Below are 17747 nucleotides of genomic sequence, written 5' to 3'. Positions count from 1 at the left end.
ATGGGGGATTCAGCGCATAGGGGGCACGTGTCTTAAAAATCGACAGCGATGCCCTTTTTCTCCCAATCGCCGTAGCGGACAGGCTCTGGTCCGTCGCGACCACCAAGCTCTGTCGGCAGGTCCAGCGCCTGCGCGGCCTTGCGGCGTTCGGCGGCCTCCGCCAGCGCGCGCTGCGCGGCGGCGGGAAGCTCTTGTACCATCGGCATCGGGTCGGGCGTGGGTTCTGGCGGGATATCCGGCCCGGGCTCCGGCATGGGTGTCGGATCATGGGGTGGGCTTGGCATGGGGCGTTTGCCGGCTTCGGTCATACTCTCATCCTCTTGAGGCCACTGTCCCCTTGATATACGCCGGAACCAAGCCCAGACAACCCGGGCACCCCAAAGAAGAAAGCGTATCGCATGTCAGACACCGGCGTTCAGGCCCGCAGAAGTGCGGTGTACCTTTTGGATATGATCCTGGGGGAAGAACGTCTGATGTCAGAGCTCTTGTCGGCGGGGGCGTTGGACAAGCTGCCCCCCGATGACCGCGCACGGGCGCAGCGTCTGGCAATGGATACCCTGCGCGGAATGGAACGCGCCGACCGTCTGTTGCAGAAACACCTGTCGAAATACCCGCCGCTGACCGTGCGCAACGCGCTGCGCGTCGGCACCGTCGAACTGTGTCAGGGCGGCGCGGCCCACGGCGTGGTGAATGCGATGGTCGAACTGGTGGCAACGCATAAGAAACTCGGGCACCTCAAGGGGCTGACCAATGCCGTTTTGCGCAAAATCGCCGCCGAAGGGCCAGAGGCATGGGCGGCCTTGCGCGCGCCGCGCTTGCCAAAATGGCTGCGCGGCCCGCTGACCGAAGCCTGGGGGCCCGACGCGATGACAGGTATCGAAGCCGCGCATTTCGCAGGTGCGCCACTGGATCTGACCGCGAAACGAGATCCTGAAGGTTTAGCCGCGGCCGTGGGCGGCACCGTCTTGCCCACCGGTTCGGTGCGCGTCGCCGATGCGGGGCAGGTCACCACCATGCCCGGTTTTGCCGAAGGCGATTGGTGGGTGCAGGACGCCGCCGCGGCGCTGCCCGTTAAAATCCTTGCGCCACAAAAAGGCGAGGCCGTGCTCGACCTTTGCGCCGCGCCCGGGGGCAAAACCATGCAGCTTGCCGCCGCAGGTGCGCAGGTGACGGCGGTCGATAACTCCAAGCAGCGGATGCAGCGGGTTCGGGAAAACCTTGCACGGGTGCATCTGCCAGCCAAAGTCGTTGTCGTCGATGCGCGCCGGTTCGAGGGGACGTTTGACGCGATTCTGCTGGATGCGCCTTGCTCTGCTACGGGCACGATCCGTCGTCACCCCGATCTGCCCCACGCCAAGGATGGGTCCGAATTCGGTGATCTGATCGAGCTGCAGTCGGAAATGATCGACCATGCGTGGTCCCTGCTCAACCCCGGGGGGCGCTTGATTTTCTGCACCTGCTCCCTGCTGCCCGACGAAGGCGAAGTGCAGGTCGACGAGGCGTTGGAACGTCATGCGGATATGCGCGTCGACCGCGACGCTTTGGCTGTGCCCGGTGTTGATCCCGCGTGGACAACCCAAGAGGGCGGCCTGCGTTTGCGCCCCGATTACTGGCCTGAACTGGGTGGCATGGACGGGTTTTACATCGCCTGCCTGCGCAAGGACGCCTAAAGGCCTAACCTGACGCGGGAGGATTTGCGTCGCCCGCAAAAACCCGTGTCAAAATGCGGTGACTCAGGTGGCAACAGCGGCTAACATCCGCAAAACGCCAGCAGAGCGTACAAGGGCAGCCGCATGACAAGTACCAGCTTCAATGCGCGAAAAACGCGTTTTCTAAACCGGTGGCACGCCCGTGCCGCGACCAAAACGCGTACCCAAGCGAGGGGATTCGTTTCCTCTCCCGAACCGCGCACCATCGGGTCTTTTGCGCGGGGCCGGCAGCTGATCGCGGGCAACCTCCTGTTTTCCGGCAGTCTGATCGAAGCGCCGGACGCGTCAAGCCTGTGGGAAGTCGCCACGCCGGATCAGGATTTCGCGCGTGATCTGCACGGTTTCGCCTGGATGGATGATCTGGCTGCGGTTGGCGATGTGCGCGCCCGCGGCACGGCGCAGCGTTGGCTTTGGGGCTGGATCGACCATTACGGCAAGGGCCGAGGCATCGGCTGGACCCCTGATCTGACCGGCCGGCGGCTGATCCGCTGGATCAACCACGCGCTGTTTGTACTGCGTGGCACCTCGCAGGACGAAAGCGATGTCTTCTATCGCTCGCTGGTCGAACAAACGGATTTCCTGTCGCGTCGCTGGCATGCCGCAGCCCCGGGATTGCCGCGGTTCGAGGCGCTGACCGGGTTGATCTACGCCGGTCTTTCGCTTGAGGGGCAAGAGGCGCGCGCCGATCCGGCGATCAAGGCACTGGCCCGCGAATGCGAGGCGCAGATTGATGCGCAGGGCGGCCTGCCCACCCGCAACCCCGAAGAGCTGTTGCACGCATTTACCCTTCTGACATGGGCCGCCGCCGCGCTAAGCGATGCGGGACGCGGCACGCCAACTGCGCATATGGAGGCGATCGAACGCATCGCGCCCACCCTACGCACCCTGCGGCATTCCGACGGCGGGCTGGCGCGGTTTCATGGCGGCGGGCGCGGGGCCGAAGGCTGGCTGGATCACGCGCTGGCCACGGCGAAGATCAAGACGCGCCAGCCGGACGGGCTGTCGATGGGGTATGCGCGCCTGTCCGCAGGGCGCACCAGTGTGATCGTCGACGCCAGCCCGCCCCCTGGCGGGGCCGCATCGTTCAATGCCCATGCCTCTACGCTTGCGTTCGAACTGACCAGCGGGCGGCGGCCTTTGGTCGTGAACTGCGGGCCGGGCAATTCATTTGGCGCTGATTGGCGGCGCGCGGGGCGTGCGACACCGTCGCATTCCGGCCTGTCACTTGGCGGCTATTCCAGCGCGCGTCTGGCAGAGCCCGACCGGCACACGGGCGCCGAGGCTTTGATCGAATGCCCGACCTACGTGCCCGTCGAAATCGGCTCCGTCGGGGATGGCACCCAGTTTCAGGGCGCGCATAATGGCTATGTCGCGGGCTTTGGCCTGACCCATGCCCGCAGCCTGGAACTGACCCACGACGGTCGCGGCCTCGCGGGGGAGGACATGCTGCTCGCGATAGAGCCCGCTGAAAAGCGTGTCTTTGATCGGGAAATGGATGCGGTGAAACTTGCCGGTATCCCGTTCGAGATTCGTTTCCATCTGCACCCGGATGTGGATGCCACCGTCGATCTGGGCGGGGCGGCAATTTCCATGGCTCAGAAAAGCGGCGAGATCTGGGTGTTCCGTCATGATGGGACGCATAAACTGTCTTTGGAACCAAGTGTTTACCTTGAGCGCAACCGGCTGAAACCCCGCGCGTCGGTGCAAATTCTGCTTAGCGGGCGGGTCGTCGACTATGCGAGCAGGGTCAGGTGGTCCTTGTCCAAAGCGCAGGAAACTGCGATTGGCGTGCGAGATTTATCGCTCGACGATCCATATGATGACCAAGACTGACCAAAGGAACCTCCCCGATGCCTGATCTACACCCCGTCTCCCGCGCGCTTCTTTCCGTATCTGACAAGACCGGTCTGGTCGAGCTGGGGCAGGCGCTCGCGGCGCATGGGGTCGAATTGCTGAGCACCGGCGGCACCGCCAAGGCGCTGCGCGACGCAGGTCTGAAGGTGAAAGATGTGTCCGAGGTCACCGGCTTCCCCGAGATGATGGACGGTCGGGTCAAGACGCTGCACCCCGTCGTGCACGGTGGGTTGCTGGCGCTGCGTGACAATGACGAACACGTCGCGGCGATGGACAAACATGACATTGGCGTGATCGATCTGGTTGTGGTGAACCTGTACCCGTTCGAAGAAACCGTCGCCAAAGGGGCGGAATATGCCGAGGTGATCGAGAATATCGATATCGGTGGCCCTGCGATGATCCGTTCTGCCGCGAAGAACCACGGTTTTGTGAATGTGATCGTCGATGTGGAAGACTACGCGACAGTGATCAACGAACTGTCCGAGAATAACGGGCAGACCACCTATGCGCTGCGCCAGCGTTTGGCGCAGACAGCCTATGCCCGCACGGCGGCCTATGACACGGCTGTCAGCACATGGATGGCCGCGCAGGTCGGGGACACCCCGCGTCGTCGTACCGTGGGCGGCACGCTGGCGCAGACCTTGCGCTACGGCGAGAACCCCCACCAGCAAGCGGCCTTCTACACCGATGGCTCGGCACGTCCCGGTGTTGCTACGGCGACCCAGCATCAGGGTAAAGAACTGTCGTATAACAATATCAACGACACCGATGCCGCCTTTGAACTAGTCAGCGAATTCGATCCGGCCAAAGGGCCTGCCTGTGCGATCATCAAGCACGCCAACCCCTGCGGCGTGGCGCAAGGCACGTCGATGGTGGATGCCTATACCCGCGCGTTCGACTGCGACCGCACCAGCGCCTTTGGCGGGATTATCGCGCTGAACCAGACGCTTGACGCCGAAACAGCCGAGGCGATCAGCGCGATCTTTACCGAGGTCGTGATCGCGCCGAACGCTACACCCGAAGCGATGGAGATTTTTGGCAAGAAGAAGAACCTGCGCTTGCTGACCACCAACGGTCTGGCCGATCCGGCACAGGCAGCGTTGTCGTTTCGTCAGGTGTCGGGGGGCTATCTGGTGCAGGACAAAGACGTTGGCCGCATCACCATGGATGACCTGAAGGTCGTGACAAAGCGCCAGCCGTCCGATCAAGAGCTGTCGGACCTGATGTTCGCCTGGACCGTCGCGAAACACGTAAAATCCAACGCAATCATCTACGTCAAGGATGGCGCGACCGTGGGCGTCGGTGCCGGCCAGATGAGCCGTGTCGACAGCACGCGTATCGCCGCACGCAAAGCGCAGGATATGGCCGAAGCCATGGGCTTGCCCGCACCGCTGACGCAGGGCTCTGTCGTCGCTTCCGATGCGTTCTTCCCCTTTGCTGACGGGTTGATCACTGCCGCAGAAGCAGGGGCGACAGCGCTTATCCAGCCCGGCGGGTCGATGCGGGATGACGAAGTGATCGCAGCAGCGGATGAGGCCGGGCTTGCCATGGTCTTTACCGGCATGCGCCACTTCCGCCACTAACCACGGAAAGCGGTCGTTATGCGTACTATTTTTTGGGCCGGTTTTGCGGCGTTTCTTGCGGATCAGCTCAGCAAGTATCTTGTCGTGCATACGATGGAGCTTAGCCGTATCCGGTCCATCGACGTATTGCCGCCGCTGATCAACTTTCGCTACGGCGAGAACCGCGGGATCAATTTTGGCCTTTTCGGTGATGGGTCCGACGCAAGCCGTTGGATCCTCATCGGGCTGGCCTGTGCAATCTGCGTGGGCGTGCTGATCTGGGCAAGCCGCCAAACCATGAGCCTTTGGGCCAATATCAGCGCAGGTCTGCTGATCGGGGGTGCGTTGGCCAATGTGGTTGATCGCCTGATCTACGGCTATGTACTTGATTTCTTGAACATGTCTTGCTGCGGAATCAATAATCCTTTCGTGTTCAACATCGCCGATGTCTTCATTTTTGCGGGCGCTTTGGGGCTGATTTACTTTACCGGCGACACCAAAAAACCGGCGAAAGCCACACCGAAAAAGGCCCAGAAAAAAGGCCAGTGACAATTACCGCGTGACTGCGATATTGGTACAAAGACCTTAACAAGTCCTTAAGGAGATCCGTCATGCGCTTTGTCGCCGCTCTTGTCTTGCTACCGCTTGCCCTTGGGGCCTGCGGCAACACTGGCCTGCGGGACATTCGCAGCACTGCGAAAGGGCCTGACGAATTCATGGTCCAGCCCTCCAAACCCCTGCAGCAGCCTGACAGCTATAACGCGCTGCCCGTGCCAACGCCGGGGCAGGCGAACCTGACGGACCGCAACGCGATTGCCGAAGGGGTTCTGGCCTTTGGCGGCACACCGCAAAGCAATGCAACCGGCATCCCCGCCTCGGACGCCGCGCTGGTGCAACAGGCCAGCCGCATGGGCGTGACAGCGAACATCCGTCAGGAACTTGCCGAAACCGATGCTGCGTTCCGCAAGCGCAAGGCGCGGTTCACGCAGATCAAGATCGTGCCGACAGATCGCTACGACCAAGCCTACAAACGCCAGATCCTTGATGCCCCCCGCGAAGCCGCGCGCTGGCGTCGGGCCGGTGCACGCACGCCCTCCGCCCCTCCGGCAGAGTGACGCTGGCCGAATTACAATTCTGTTAGGTCCCTTGATCACCCCGTGGGGTGGCGTAAGTAAGAGGTCTCAGGACCCTGCTCAAAGGACCGACCATGATCAGATTACCGGCCCTCGGGGCCCTATTGGCGCTTGCGCTGCCCACCACAGCCGCGCTTGCGCGTGACAACGAAGACGTCACGCATTTCACCTTGGACAACGGGATGGAGGTCGTGGTCGTCGAAGACCACCGCGCCCCCGCTGTGCAGCAGATGGTGTGGTACCGCGCTGGCTCGGCGGACGAACCCAAAGGGTCGTCGGGCGTGGCGCATTTTCTGGAACACCTGCTTTTCAAAGCCACCGACAAGATGGAGACGGGCGAGTTTTCAGCCACGGTTGCCAAGAATGGCGGGCGCGATAACGCGTTCACCAGCTATGATTATACCGCCTATTTCCAACGGGTTGCCGCGGACCGGCTTGAACTGATGATGCAGATGGAATCCGACCGGATGAAAAACATCCGTCTGACACCGGAAAACATCGCGACCGAACGGGATGTGATCATCGAAGAACGCAACCAGCGCACCGAAAATGATCCGAGCGCACTGTTCCGTGAACAGCTTAATGCCGCGCAATACCTCAACCACCGCTACGGCACGCCGATCATCGGATGGATGCACGAGATGCGCGCGCTGGACCTGCAGGATGCGCTGGATTTCTACAAGCTGTATTACTCCCCCAACAACGCGATCCTTGTCGTGTCTGGGGATGTAGAGCCTGAAAACGTTCGCACCCTGGCAGAGCAATATTACGGCAAGATCCCCGCCAATCCGGATCTGCCCGACCGATCGCGGACGCAAGAGCCGCCACAGACCGCCGAACGGCGCCTGATCTTTCGCGATGACCGCGTTGCACAGGAATACGTCAGCCGGTCCTATCTGGCGCAGGAACGTGATCCCGGCGACCAGAAAACCGCAGCGGCCCTGACCATGTTGGCCGAACTGCTGGGCGGTGGCACCACATCCTATTTCGCTGAAAAACTGCAGTTTGACGCGCCTGTCGCGACCTATTCAGCGGCGTTCTATAGCGGTCAATCGCTGGACGATACGACTTTTAACCTTGTCGTCGTACCGCAACCGGGCGTGTCCTTGCAGGACGCCGAAGATGCCATGGACGCCGCCATCGCGGGTTTCATGAAAGACGGGGTGGATGCCGAGCAACTTGAACGGATCAAGCAACAGGTCCGTGCCGAACAAATCTATGCCCGCGATAACGCCGACAGCGTCGCCAACCGCTATGGCAGCGCCCTTGCCATCGGGTTGACCGTGCAGGACGTGCAGGACTGGCCGGATGTGCTTGAGGCCGTGACAGCCGAAGACATCATGCAGGCCGCCAAAGATGTGTTTAACCGCGAAGCCTCTGTCACAGGGTGGCTGATGCGCGAAGAGGTGACGGAATGAGACTGTTTTACGCAATCGTCCTGACGGTTCTGGCCGCGCTGCCCGCCCGGGCAGAGGTGGACATCCAAGAGGTGACGTCCCCCGGTGGCATCACCGCGTGGCTGGTAGAGGAACATTCGATCCCCTTCGTCGCACTTGATGTGCGCTTTCGCGGCGGTGCATCGCTGGATGCCCCCGAAAAACGCGGCGCAATCAACCTGATGACGGGCCTGCTGGAAGAGGGGGCCGGTGACATGGACGCACGCGAGTTCGCCCGTGCCGCCGAAGGGCTGGCCAGCAGCTTCCGGTTCAGCGTGGATGACGACGCGCTTTCCGTATCCTCGCGGTTTCTCACCGAAAATCAGGATGCTTCGATCGCGTTGTTGAAACAGGCGTTGCAGACGCCTCGGTTTGACCCGGATGCGATTGAACGGGTGCGCGGGCAGGTGCTTTCGGGGATCCGCTCCAGCGCGAAAGACCCGAACGATATCGCACGCAAAAAGATGGACGAGCTGCTGTATGGCGATCACCCCTACGGCTCGCCGCTCAGCGGGACCGAAGAAACGGTGACCGCTCTGACACGCGATGACCTCGTCGCGGCACATAAGGCTGTGCTGGCGCGCGACCGTATCTTCATCGGTGCGGTGGGGGACATCACGCCAGAAGAGCTGGGCCTGATGCTTGACGAACTGTTGGGCGACCTGCCTGAAACCGGTGCACCGCTGCCCCCACAGGCCGAGGTCTCTATCCCGTCGGGCACCACGGTCGTCGATTTCCCGACGCCCCAATCTGTCGCGATTTTTGCGCAAAAGGGCATTTCCCAGAAGGATGATGATTACTTTGCCGCGACCGTGTTGAACCAAGTGCTTGGCGGTGGATCGTTCGAAAGCCGTCTGATGACCGAAGTGCGCGAGAAACGCGGGCTGACCTATGGCGTCTATTCCTATCTGGTGCCAATGGATCTGGCTGAAACATGGCAAGGATCGGTCAGTTCGGCGAACGACCGGATCGGGCAGGCGATGGATGTGATCAAGGACGAATGGGCCAAAGCCGCGGCCGAGGGCGTGACCCAGCAAGAGTTGGACGATGCCAAGACCTATATCACAGGCTCCTACCCGCTGCGATTTGACGGCAACCAGACCATCGCGAGCATCCTTGTGGGGATGCAGATGATCGACCTGCCCATCGACTATATCGCCACGCGCAACGACAAGGTCGAGGCGGTGACGCTGGATGATGTGAAACGTGTTGCCGGCGACCTGCTGGACCCTGACGGGCTGGCCTTTGTTGTTGTCGGCCAACCCGAAGGGATCGAGGCCACGGCGCAGGAAAGCGACTGACCGCTGCTTTCACCACAGGACTAGACACAAAAAACGGGCGCTTCTCAGCGCCCGTTTTTCGTTTCAGAACATCGGCAGGTTATTCGCCGTAAGGGATCCAGATATTCTTGACCTCGGTCGCGGCGTGCAAGAACGCTTTGCCTTCACCCTCTGCGCCGTCCCAGTCGCGGGCCATGCCGTTGTTGACCCATGTGCGCTTCAGGTTTTGCGCGCTGGCCCGCTCGACGGTTTCGCTTTGCGCCTTGTCGCCAAAGCTCCAGACCGCATCCACGTCCATATGCCGCGCCAGTGTTTCGGCGATGTCCTTCTGCGGCCCAGTCAGGATATTCACCACACCCGCCGGCACGTCAGATGTTTCAAGCACCTGCACGAAATCCGTCGCAGCAAGCGGGAAGGGGCCGCTGGCGGACAAAATGATCCGGTTACCCATCGCAATCGCCGGTGCCATGCAAGAGATCAGCCCCAGCAAAGGTGCCTCCGCCGGGCAAAGCGCGCCGATCACGCCCACAGGTTCCTTCATGGCAAGCGCCACGCCGCGGATCGGTACGCCATGCACCTGCCCATCATATTTGTCGGCCCAGGCCGCGTAGGTGAACAGACGTTTGACCGCGAGATCGACCTCGGATTTGCCGGATTTTGTGCCCTGCATCGCATCCAAACGCCGCGCGAATTCATCCCCGCGTGCCGCCAGATTTTCAGCGATGTAATACAGGATCTGCGCGCGCAGATGACCGGTGGTCTTGCTCCACCCCCTTGCGGCATGAGCCGCTTCCACGGCATTGCGCACATCCTTGCGCGACGCGAGCGAGACATGGCCCAGCAGATCGCCGGACTTGCCCCAGACCGGTATGGAATATCCGCTGTCGGGGCGGCTTTGCTTGCCGCCGATATAAAGCTTGGCTGTCCGGTCGATCGGGTCCGTTGGCGTGCCGCTGCCGGAAAAGGCCGTGATCTCTTTCAACGGTTTTTGCGTAGTTTTTGGACGGGTATAGGCCGCCAGCCCTTCCCAGCCGCCTTCGCGGCCAAAGCCGCTTTCGCGCACACCGCCAAAGCCCGCCGCCGCATCCATCATATTGGTGCCGTTCACCCAGACGATGCCCGATACCAGCTTGGGCGCGATATCCAGCGCGAGGTTGATATTCTCGGACCAGACCGTCGCCGCCAGCCCGTAGCGGGTGTTATTGGCCAGCTCGACCGCCTCGGCAGGGGTGCGGAAGGTGGTGGATACCAGCACGGGGCCAAAGATCTCGTCCTGCATCAAGGGATCGGCAGGGTTCATGCCGGTGATCAATGTGGGTGGATAGTAGCATCCGGTCGCGGGGATATCGCCCGCGGTAAACACCTCGCCACTGGTCTTGGCGGCAACCATTTCGGTCACGCGCTGCACCTGAACGGGGTCCACCAGCGCGCCCACATCCACGGATTTGTCCAGCGGATCACCGACCCGCAGCTTCGCCATCCGCGCCCGCAGCTTGGCATAGAACCGATCCGCCACGGGCTCATGCACCAGCAGACGCGAGCCTGCACAGCAGACCTGCCCCTGATTGAACCAGATCGCGTCGACCAACCCCTCGACGGCCGAATCCAGATCCGCATCGTCGAACACGATATAGGGCGACTTGCCCCCCAGCTCGAGCGTCAGCGCCTTGCCGCTTCCGGCGGTCGCCTCGCGGATGCGCCGCCCGACAGGGGTCGATCCGGTAAAGGCGATCTTGTCTACTTCAGCCTGCACGATCATCTCGCCCACGGCACCGTCACCGGTGACAATATTCACGACACCCTTGGGCAGGCCTGCCTGCACACAGATATCGGCAAACAGCAGCGCGGTCAGCGACGTATACTCCGCCGGTTTCAATACCACCGTATTCCCCATCGCCAAAGCAGGGGCCACCTTCCACGCCAGCATCAGCAGCGGGAAGTTCCACGGGATGATCTGCCCGCATACGCCAAGCGCTTCTGCGTCGGGTAGTTCGGACTCCATCAACTGGGCCATGCCCGCATGGTAATAGAAATGCCGCTGCGCCAAGGGCACATCCACATCGCGCGCCTCGCGGATGGGTTTGCCGTTGTCCAGCGTTTCCAGCACGGCGAACAACCGGCTGTGTTTCTGCAACAACCGCGCCAGCGCATAAAGGAACCGCGCCCGCCCGTGACCGCCCAGCTTGGCCCATTTGGGCTGCGCCTTGCGCGCCGCGGCAACCGCGGTGTCGACCTCTGCCTGGCTGGCCTGCGTCAACGTCGCCAGCACATTGCCATTGGCGGGGTTGCGGCTTTCGAAATCATCCCGCGCCTCGGTGAACGCGCCGTCGATGAAATGCCCGAAACGGCTGCCCTGATCGACCAGCCACGCCAGTGCGTCAGCGGCATTTTCCGGTGCCGTCCCATAGTCCATGGTTTCATAGATTTCGGACACGCTCATGGGTTCACCCTTTTCAAAATACTCAAATCCGACATTGGTTTCACGCGGCTCAGCTGATAGCGTGACGATGGCTTGCGGAATAGCTGCCCGACACATGGTGGTCGAGCTGACGTTCGATGTCGCCCAACAGCGACGAGGCCCCGAAACGGAAGAGGTCGGGCTGCAACCAGCGGTCGCCCAATTCCTCTTTCATCATGGCTAGATAGACCAGCGCGTCCTTCGCCTTCGATATCCCGCCCGCGGGCTTGTAGCCAACGCGGAAGCCGGTGCGGTCGAAATAGTCGCGGATCGCGCGGATCATCACGAGGGTCACGGGCAGGGTCGCATTTACGCTTTCCTTACCGGTGGAGGTCTTGATGAAGTCAGCACCCGCCATCATGCAGATCAGCGAGGCACGCGCGACGTTGCGCAGGCTGCCCAACTCTCCGGTCGCGAGGATCGCCTTGACATGCGCATCGCCACAAGCGGCGCGGAAGGCACGCATTTCATCATACAGCGCCTGCCAGTCGCCTGACAGCACATGGCGGCGCGAAATAACGATATCGATCTCGGCGGCTCCGGCGGCGACGCTCATCTCGATCTCGCGCAGACGCAGCTCGAACGGGGAGAGACCGGCGGGAAATCCTGTCGAGACGGCGGCAATCGGGATGCCTGTGCCCTGCAGTGCTGCTTTGGCGGGGGCGATCATCTCGTGGTAGACACAGACCGCGCCCACGGTGATCTGCGACATGCCAAGCGCGTCCAGCAGCGCGGGCGCAATCGGTTGACGTGCCTTCGCACAAAGCCGCTCGACACGGCGGGCGGTATCATCCCCTGACAGCGTGGTCAGGTCGATACAGCTGACGGCGCGCAGCAGCCACGCGGCCTGATACTCTTTCTTCACGGAACGGCGCGCGGGCAAACCCACGGCGCGGCGCTCCACCGCAGAGGAGTTCACCTGCACGGCGCGCATCCAATCCATATCCAGCGGCATCCCCGGATTGCGGGGTTCAGTCACCTGTGGCAGGTGGCTTTGGGCCAGTTCGGTCGGGTCATATACATGCGTGGACATGGGCGCTTTCCTGTCTGATCAGACAGGCAATGTGCCACGGGGCAACGGCGCAATGCAAGCATCGCGCCTTCACGTCACATCCGCCAGCGGCGTTCAGCTGCCGCGATAGGTTGAATAGCCGAACGGCGACAGCAAAAGCGGCACGTGATAATGCGCATCCGCATCCGAAATGCCAAAGCGCAGGGGGATCTGGTCAAGGAAACGCGGTGCTTCGGGCTCCGCTCCGATGGCATCAAGATAGGCCCCGGCTTCGAACACCAGCTCGTAGGTGCCAGCCGCAAACTGGCCCTTAGGCAAGATCGGGGTGTCGGTGCGACCGTCAGCATTGGTGGTCATCTGCACCAGTTTCATGCGGTTGGCCCCCTCGATCCGGTAAAGCGTGATCTCCAGCCCGCCTGCGGGGCGGCCGCGTGCGGTGTCCAGAACATGCGTCGTCAAATAGCCGTTTGCCATGGGTGGGGTCTTTCCTGATCCGTTGGACCCTTACGATAGGTGGGTGTCGGGCTAGGTCAATGGCGGATCTGCAGTCGGCTTTCTGGGCGCGCCAGCGCTGAAAGAGGCGGTGATTCGGGCGATGGCGAAAAATAATTCGCCTACCGAATCGTTTTTGCTTGAGCCGCGAATCATCCTGCGCCTATATGGTACACAACATTCAATCGGAGGTGTTGCCTGCCAGCGACCCATACAATCCGAGTATGTATTCTGGGGGACAGAATTCTTATGATCGGGCAAGTCGCACGTGGTGCGACGATCATTGGGCAGGGGCCGACAGGACTCGTGTTGCATAGCGCAGCAAGAGCGGCCCCTTCCACTCACTTTCCCGCCCGATATGCCCCCTGTATGTGTTTGAGTTTCAGGCCGGCCAGCGCCTTAGAACTTTCGCTATAAGAGAGCAGGGCCACTCGAGCCGATCTGGCAGCCGGCCGACCTTTCGGGAAGGGTTGGCTGGCTGTACATTGCGAAAAATCAGTGCCAGAAAACCGTTGGTTGACTAAAACAACGGCCCGCAGCGCGCGGTTTCCCCGCGCGCGCGCAGGCGCTGACCAAAGGACGATCCCATGACACGCTACCCTCGTGATTTTCACGGCTACGGCCCCACACCGCCTGATGCACAATGGCCGGGCGGCGCGCGGATCGCGGTGCAATTCGTGCTGAACTATGAAGAAGGCGGCGAGAACTGTCTGCTTCACGGGGATGCCGCATCAGAGGCCTTCTTGTCCGAGATCGTCGGGGCCGCCCCTTGGCCGGGGCAACGTCACTGGAACATGGAATCCATCTATGACTACGGCGCGCGGGCGGGCTTTTGGCGGTTGCACCGCCTGTTCACCGGAGCGGATATCCCTGTTACCGTTTATGGCGTCGCCACCGCCTTGGCGCGGTCCCCGCAGCAGGTAGAGGCGATGACCCAGGCCGATTGGGAAATCGCAAGCCACGGGCTGAAATGGATCGATTACAAGGACCACACCGCCGAGGTTGAAAGCGCCGACATGGACGAGGCGATCCGCCTGCACCGCGAGGTCGTCGGCACAGCGCCGCGTGGCTGGTACACGGGGCGCAGCTCTGTGAACACGGTCGCGCTGGCGGCAGAGACGGGGGTCTTCGACTATATCTCGGATACATACGACGATGATCTGCCCTATTGGATGCAGGTGGCAGGGCGCGATCAGCTGATTATCCCCTATACTCTTGATTGCAACGATATGCGCTTTGCCACGCCGCAGGGCTTTAATTCGGGCGATCAGTTCTATGCCTATCTGCGCGATACCTTCGATGCGCTTTATGCCGAAGGCAGCGCCGGGCAGGCCAAGATGATGTCGGTCGGGCTGCATTGCCGTCTGATCGGGCGGCCCGGACGGATACAGGCGTTGAAACGCTTTATCGACTATATCAAAGGGTTCGAAGGCGTCTGGACGCCGCGCCGCATCGACATCGCAGAGCATTGGCGTGTCACCCATCCGCCTCAGCCGCGCCTGCGTCTGGACCAGATGGACCGCGCCAGCTTTGTCGCGAAATTCGGTGGGGTGTTCGAACATTCAGCGTGGATCGCCGAACGCGCGTACGAGCTTGAACTAGGGCCCGCGCATAATTCTGTCGCGGGGATACATAATGCTTTGGCGCGGATGTTCCGGTCGGCGACGCGGGCGGAACGCTTGGGCGTGCTGACCGCGCACCCCGATCTGGCGGGCAAGCTGGCGGCGGCCAAACGGCTGACGGCTGAAAGCACGCAAGAACAAGCCAGCGCCGGGCTGGACGCCTTGACCGATGCCGAGCGCGCCCGCTTCGAGACGTTGAACAGCCAATACGTCGCGAAACACGGGTTTCCCTTTATCATCGCGGTGAAGGATCACGACAAGGACGGCATCCTGCGCCAGTTCGAGACCCGCATCGCCAACGCAACCGAAGATGAATTTACCACCGCATGCGCACAGGTCGAACGGATCGCACGGCTGCGTTTAGAGGATATGCTATGACCTATGCCTTCCCCCCCGGCGGTCTGCCGGACCAGACTGTCTCGCCTGAAAGCACGGCTGTGTTCACCGACGCCTACGCGGTGATCCCAGCTTCGGTGCAGCGGGACATCGTAACCAGCTTGCTGCCCGGATGGGTGAACACACGCGCTTGGGTGCTGGCGCGGCCGCTGACCGGATTTGCAGAAACCTTCGCGCAATACGCGGTAGAGCTTGCCCCCAAGGGCGGCAGCGACACACCCGAACCGGACGCGCAGGCGCAAGCGGTCTTGTTCGTGGCCACAGGCCGCGCACGGTTGACGCTGGACGGGCAGGGGTATGATCTTGTGGCAGGGTCTTACGCCTATATTCCCCCTGCGGCCAAATGGACGCTGTGGAACACCGGCGATACGCCTTGCGGCTTGCACTGGGTGCGCAAGCGCTATGTGCCCGTGGAGGGTATGGATGCGTCGGAGGCATTCGTGACCCATGACGACGAAGTCGCGCCGATTGACATGCCCGATACCGATGGCGCTTGGGCGACCCAGCGTTTCGCGGACCCAGGCGATCTGCGCCACGACATGCACGTCAATATCGTGACCTTCCAACCGGGCGGGCGCATCCCTTTCGCAGAGACCCATGTGATGGAACACGGGCTTTACGTCATTCAGGGCAAGGCGGATTATTTGCTGAACCGCGACTGGGTGCCGGTTGAAGCGGGAGATTTCATGTGGCTGCGTGCTTTTTGTCCGCAGGCCTGTATTGCAACGGGGCAAGAACCCTTCCGTTATCTGCTGTATAAGGATGTGAACCGCCACATGCCGCTGTCGCTATGAGCCTGCGCGAGATCACTGTGCAGCCCCTGACCGCAGATGCCTTCGCCCCTTTCGGTGAAGTGCTGGACGCGTCGGGCGCGCCGGACCGGATCATCAACGCGGGGCTGTGTGGGCGGCACCATGATCTGGCAAAGCTGGATTTCGGGCCCGAGGGTCGCGCGGGCATCAGCATCTTTAACGCGCAGGCCCGTAGTCTGCCGTATCAGTTGGACCTGCTTGAACGGCACCCCGAAGGGTCGCAAGCCTTCCTGCCACTGACGGGCGCGCCGTTTCTTGTGATCGTGGCACCCGACGAGGGCGATACCCCCGGCACACCGCTGGCGTTCTTGACGGCACCGCATCAAGGCGTGAACTTTCACCGCGGGACATGGCACGGCGTGCTTACCCCTTTGGCAGAGCCCGGGCTTTTCGCCGTGGTGGACCGCATCGGCACCAGCCCCAACCTTGACGAATACCCGCTGGACCCGCCTTATGTGATCAAGGGGTAAACCCCGCAGATAATCGGACCGCACAAATAGCGGCCAGTGATCAACAAGGGACATTTGATATGACACGCCACGCCATCGGCACGCCGGAACAACTGCGCGACCCCAATTACATGCCGCCGCTGTATCGCGCTATTCCTCTGGGTGTTCAGCACGTGCTGGCGATGTTCGTGTCCAATGTCACCCCCGCCATCATCATCGCGGGCGCGGCGGGCTTTGGGTTCGGGTCGAACTCGCCCGACTTTCCCGAACTGCTGTACCTGATCCAGATGTCGATGCTGTTTGCCGGTGTCGCGACGCTGCTGCAAACGCTGACGCTGGGGCCTGTCGGGGCAGGGCTGCCGATTGTGCAGGGCACGTCTTTCGCGTTCATCCCCATCATGATCCCTCTGGTGGCGGGTAAGGGTGTGGACGGGCTTGCCGCGCTGTTCGGAGGGGTTGTGATCGGCGGTATGTTCCACGCCTTTCTAGGGCTGTTCATCGGCAAGATCCGATTTGCCCTGCCGCCGCTTGTTACGGGGTTGGTGGTCACGATGATCGGCCTGGCGCTGGTCAAGGTGGGAATCCAATACGCTGCCGGTGGTGTGCCCGCGATTGGCACGCCTGCCTATGGCAGCCTGCTGAACTGGTCGGCCGCGCTGGTGGTGATCTTTGTCACATTGGGGATCAAGTTTTTCACCCGCGGAATGCTGTCGATCTCGGCTGTGCTGATCGGCTTGATCGTGGGGTATATCTATGCGCTGGCCGTGGGGATGCTCAGCTTTGGCGACATCAGCGGGTCGTGGTCACGCTCTGCCGCCTTCGCGCTGCCCAATCCGCTGAAATACGGGTTCGAGTTTTCGGCAGCGGCGATCATCGGCTTTTGTCTGATGGCGTTTATCTCGGCGATTGAAACCGTGGGTGACGTTGCCGGGATCACCAAGGGCGGCGCGGGCCGTGAGGCGACCGACCGCGAAATCCAGGGCGCGACCTATGCCGACGGGATCGGGTCCGCCGTCGCCGGTCTTTTTGGGGGGCTGCCCAACACATCCTTCAGCCAGAACGTCGGCCTGATCGCCATGACAGGCGTGATGAGCCGCCACGTCGTCACCGTCGGCGCGCTGTTCCTGATCCTCTGCGGGCTGGTCCCCAAGGTCGGCGGTGTAATCCGCACCATCCCGATCGAGGTTTTGGGCGGTGGGGTTATCGTGATGTTCGGCATGGTCGTGGCCGCTGGCATGTCGATGTTGTCCGACGTGGACTGGAACCGCCGCAATATGGTGATCTTTGCCATCTCGATCTCGATCGGTCTGGGGCTTCAGCTGGAACCCGGCGCGGTGCAACACCTGCCCGATACGGCCAAGATCCTGCTGACCAGCGGCCTGCTTCCCGCGGCCCTGATTGCTATTGTACTGAACCTGCTTCTGCCCGAAGAACTGGCAGAGGAATCAACCGAGGAAGTCTCGGGCGGGTTGTCAGGCAGTTCTAAGGGTAAACTGCCGCATACACCCAAGACGCTACACTAAGGAGCCACC

Annotated in this window: 15 protein-coding genes; 11 read left to right on the top strand and 4 right to left on the bottom strand. The window is 61.8% G+C overall.

The window, feature by feature from the left end; translation table 11 throughout:
* Nucleotides 1-32 precede the first annotated feature (32 nt).
* Nucleotides 33-308 (bottom strand): DUF1674 domain-containing protein, encoded by a 276-nt coding sequence (locus SJY36_RS14160; protein WP_005850250.1) that lies wholly within the window; start codon nt 306-308, stop codon nt 33-35.
* Between the two features lie 90 nt (nt 309-398).
* Between SJY36_RS14160 and SJY36_RS14155 the strand changes: the two genes are divergently transcribed.
* The 7 genes from SJY36_RS14155 (at nt 399) to SJY36_RS14125 (ending at nt 8995) form a co-directional block, all read left to right on the top strand.
* Nucleotides 399-1670, top strand: coding sequence for an RsmB/NOP family class I SAM-dependent RNA methyltransferase (locus SJY36_RS14155; protein WP_005850248.1), 1272 nt, complete (start codon nt 399-401; stop codon nt 1668-1670).
* A gap of 123 nt (nt 1671-1793) precedes the next feature.
* Nucleotides 1794-3542, top strand: coding sequence for a heparinase II/III family protein (locus SJY36_RS14150; RefSeq protein WP_386175963.1), 1749 nt, complete (start codon nt 1794-1796; stop codon nt 3540-3542).
* 17 nt (nt 3543-3559) lie between these two features.
* Nucleotides 3560-5146, top strand: coding sequence for a bifunctional phosphoribosylaminoimidazolecarboxamide formyltransferase/IMP cyclohydrolase (purH, locus tag SJY36_RS14145; RefSeq protein ID WP_386175960.1), 1587 nt, complete (start codon nt 3560-3562; stop codon nt 5144-5146).
* 18 nt (nt 5147-5164) lie between these two features.
* Nucleotides 5165-5674: a signal peptidase II gene (lspA, locus tag SJY36_RS14140; protein ID WP_168592271.1), complete on the top strand. Its 510-nt coding sequence runs from the start codon at nt 5165-5167 to the stop codon at nt 5672-5674.
* A 62-nt stretch (nt 5675-5736) separates the two neighbouring features.
* Nucleotides 5737-6240, top strand: coding sequence for a DUF3035 domain-containing protein (locus SJY36_RS14135; protein ID WP_386175956.1), 504 nt, complete (start codon nt 5737-5739; stop codon nt 6238-6240).
* 92 nt (nt 6241-6332) lie between these two features.
* Nucleotides 6333-7676, top strand: coding sequence for a M16 family metallopeptidase (locus SJY36_RS14130; RefSeq protein ID WP_386175953.1), 1344 nt, complete (start codon nt 6333-6335; stop codon nt 7674-7676).
* Nucleotides 7673-8995 (top strand): M16 family metallopeptidase, encoded by a 1323-nt coding sequence (locus SJY36_RS14125; protein WP_386175950.1) that lies wholly within the window; start codon nt 7673-7675, stop codon nt 8993-8995. The genes SJY36_RS14130 and SJY36_RS14125 overlap by 4 nt, the downstream gene beginning before the upstream one ends.
* 79 nt (nt 8996-9074) lie before the next feature.
* Here the strand turns inward: SJY36_RS14125 and SJY36_RS14120 are convergent, their stop codons facing one another.
* The 3 genes from SJY36_RS14120 to uraH form a co-directional block, all read right to left on the bottom strand.
* A complete protein-coding gene (locus SJY36_RS14120) occupies nt 9075-11414 on the bottom strand; it encodes an aldehyde dehydrogenase family protein (RefSeq protein WP_386175947.1) in 2340 nt (779 codons plus the stop codon).
* A gap of 49 nt (nt 11415-11463) precedes the next feature.
* Complete coding sequence (gene deoC / locus SJY36_RS14115; RefSeq protein ID WP_386175944.1) at nt 11464-12465, bottom strand: deoxyribose-phosphate aldolase; 1002 nt, start codon at nt 12463-12465, stop codon at nt 11464-11466.
* 93 nt (nt 12466-12558) lie between these two features.
* Nucleotides 12559-12918, bottom strand: a complete 360-nt coding sequence (gene uraH, locus SJY36_RS14110) for a hydroxyisourate hydrolase (RefSeq protein ID WP_005850231.1) — start codon at nt 12916-12918, stop codon at nt 12559-12561.
* A gap of 605 nt (nt 12919-13523) precedes the next feature.
* On the opposite strand from uraH, the gene puuE reads away from it, so the two are divergent.
* The 4 genes from puuE to SJY36_RS14090 are packed head-to-tail and all read left to right on the top strand — an operon-like array spanning nt 13524 to nt 17738.
* Nucleotides 13524-14936 (top strand): allantoinase PuuE, encoded by a 1413-nt coding sequence (gene puuE, locus SJY36_RS14105; protein WP_386175941.1) that lies wholly within the window; start codon nt 13524-13526, stop codon nt 14934-14936.
* On the top strand, nt 14933-15748 hold the full coding sequence (locus SJY36_RS14100) for a bifunctional allantoicase/(S)-ureidoglycine aminohydrolase (protein ID WP_386175938.1): 816 nt from the start codon (nt 14933-14935) through the stop codon (nt 15746-15748). Before puuE ends, SJY36_RS14100 begins: the two co-directional genes overlap by 4 nt.
* Complete coding sequence (locus tag SJY36_RS14095; protein WP_386175935.1) at nt 15745-16236, top strand: ureidoglycolate lyase; 492 nt, start codon at nt 15745-15747, stop codon at nt 16234-16236. Before SJY36_RS14100 ends, SJY36_RS14095 begins: the two co-directional genes overlap by 4 nt.
* 59 nt (nt 16237-16295) lie before the next feature.
* Nucleotides 16296-17738, top strand: coding sequence for a uracil-xanthine permease family protein (locus SJY36_RS14090; RefSeq protein WP_005850223.1), 1443 nt, complete (start codon nt 16296-16298; stop codon nt 17736-17738).
* The last annotated feature ends 9 nt before the right edge of the window (nt 17739-17747 follow it).

Origin of the sequence: Sulfitobacter sp. R86518 (assembly GCF_042466275.1) — a bacterium.
Lineage (GTDB): Bacteria > Pseudomonadota > Alphaproteobacteria > Rhodobacterales > Rhodobacteraceae > Sulfitobacter > Sulfitobacter pontiacus.
This window is presented reverse-complemented; position numbering and strand designations above follow the sequence as displayed.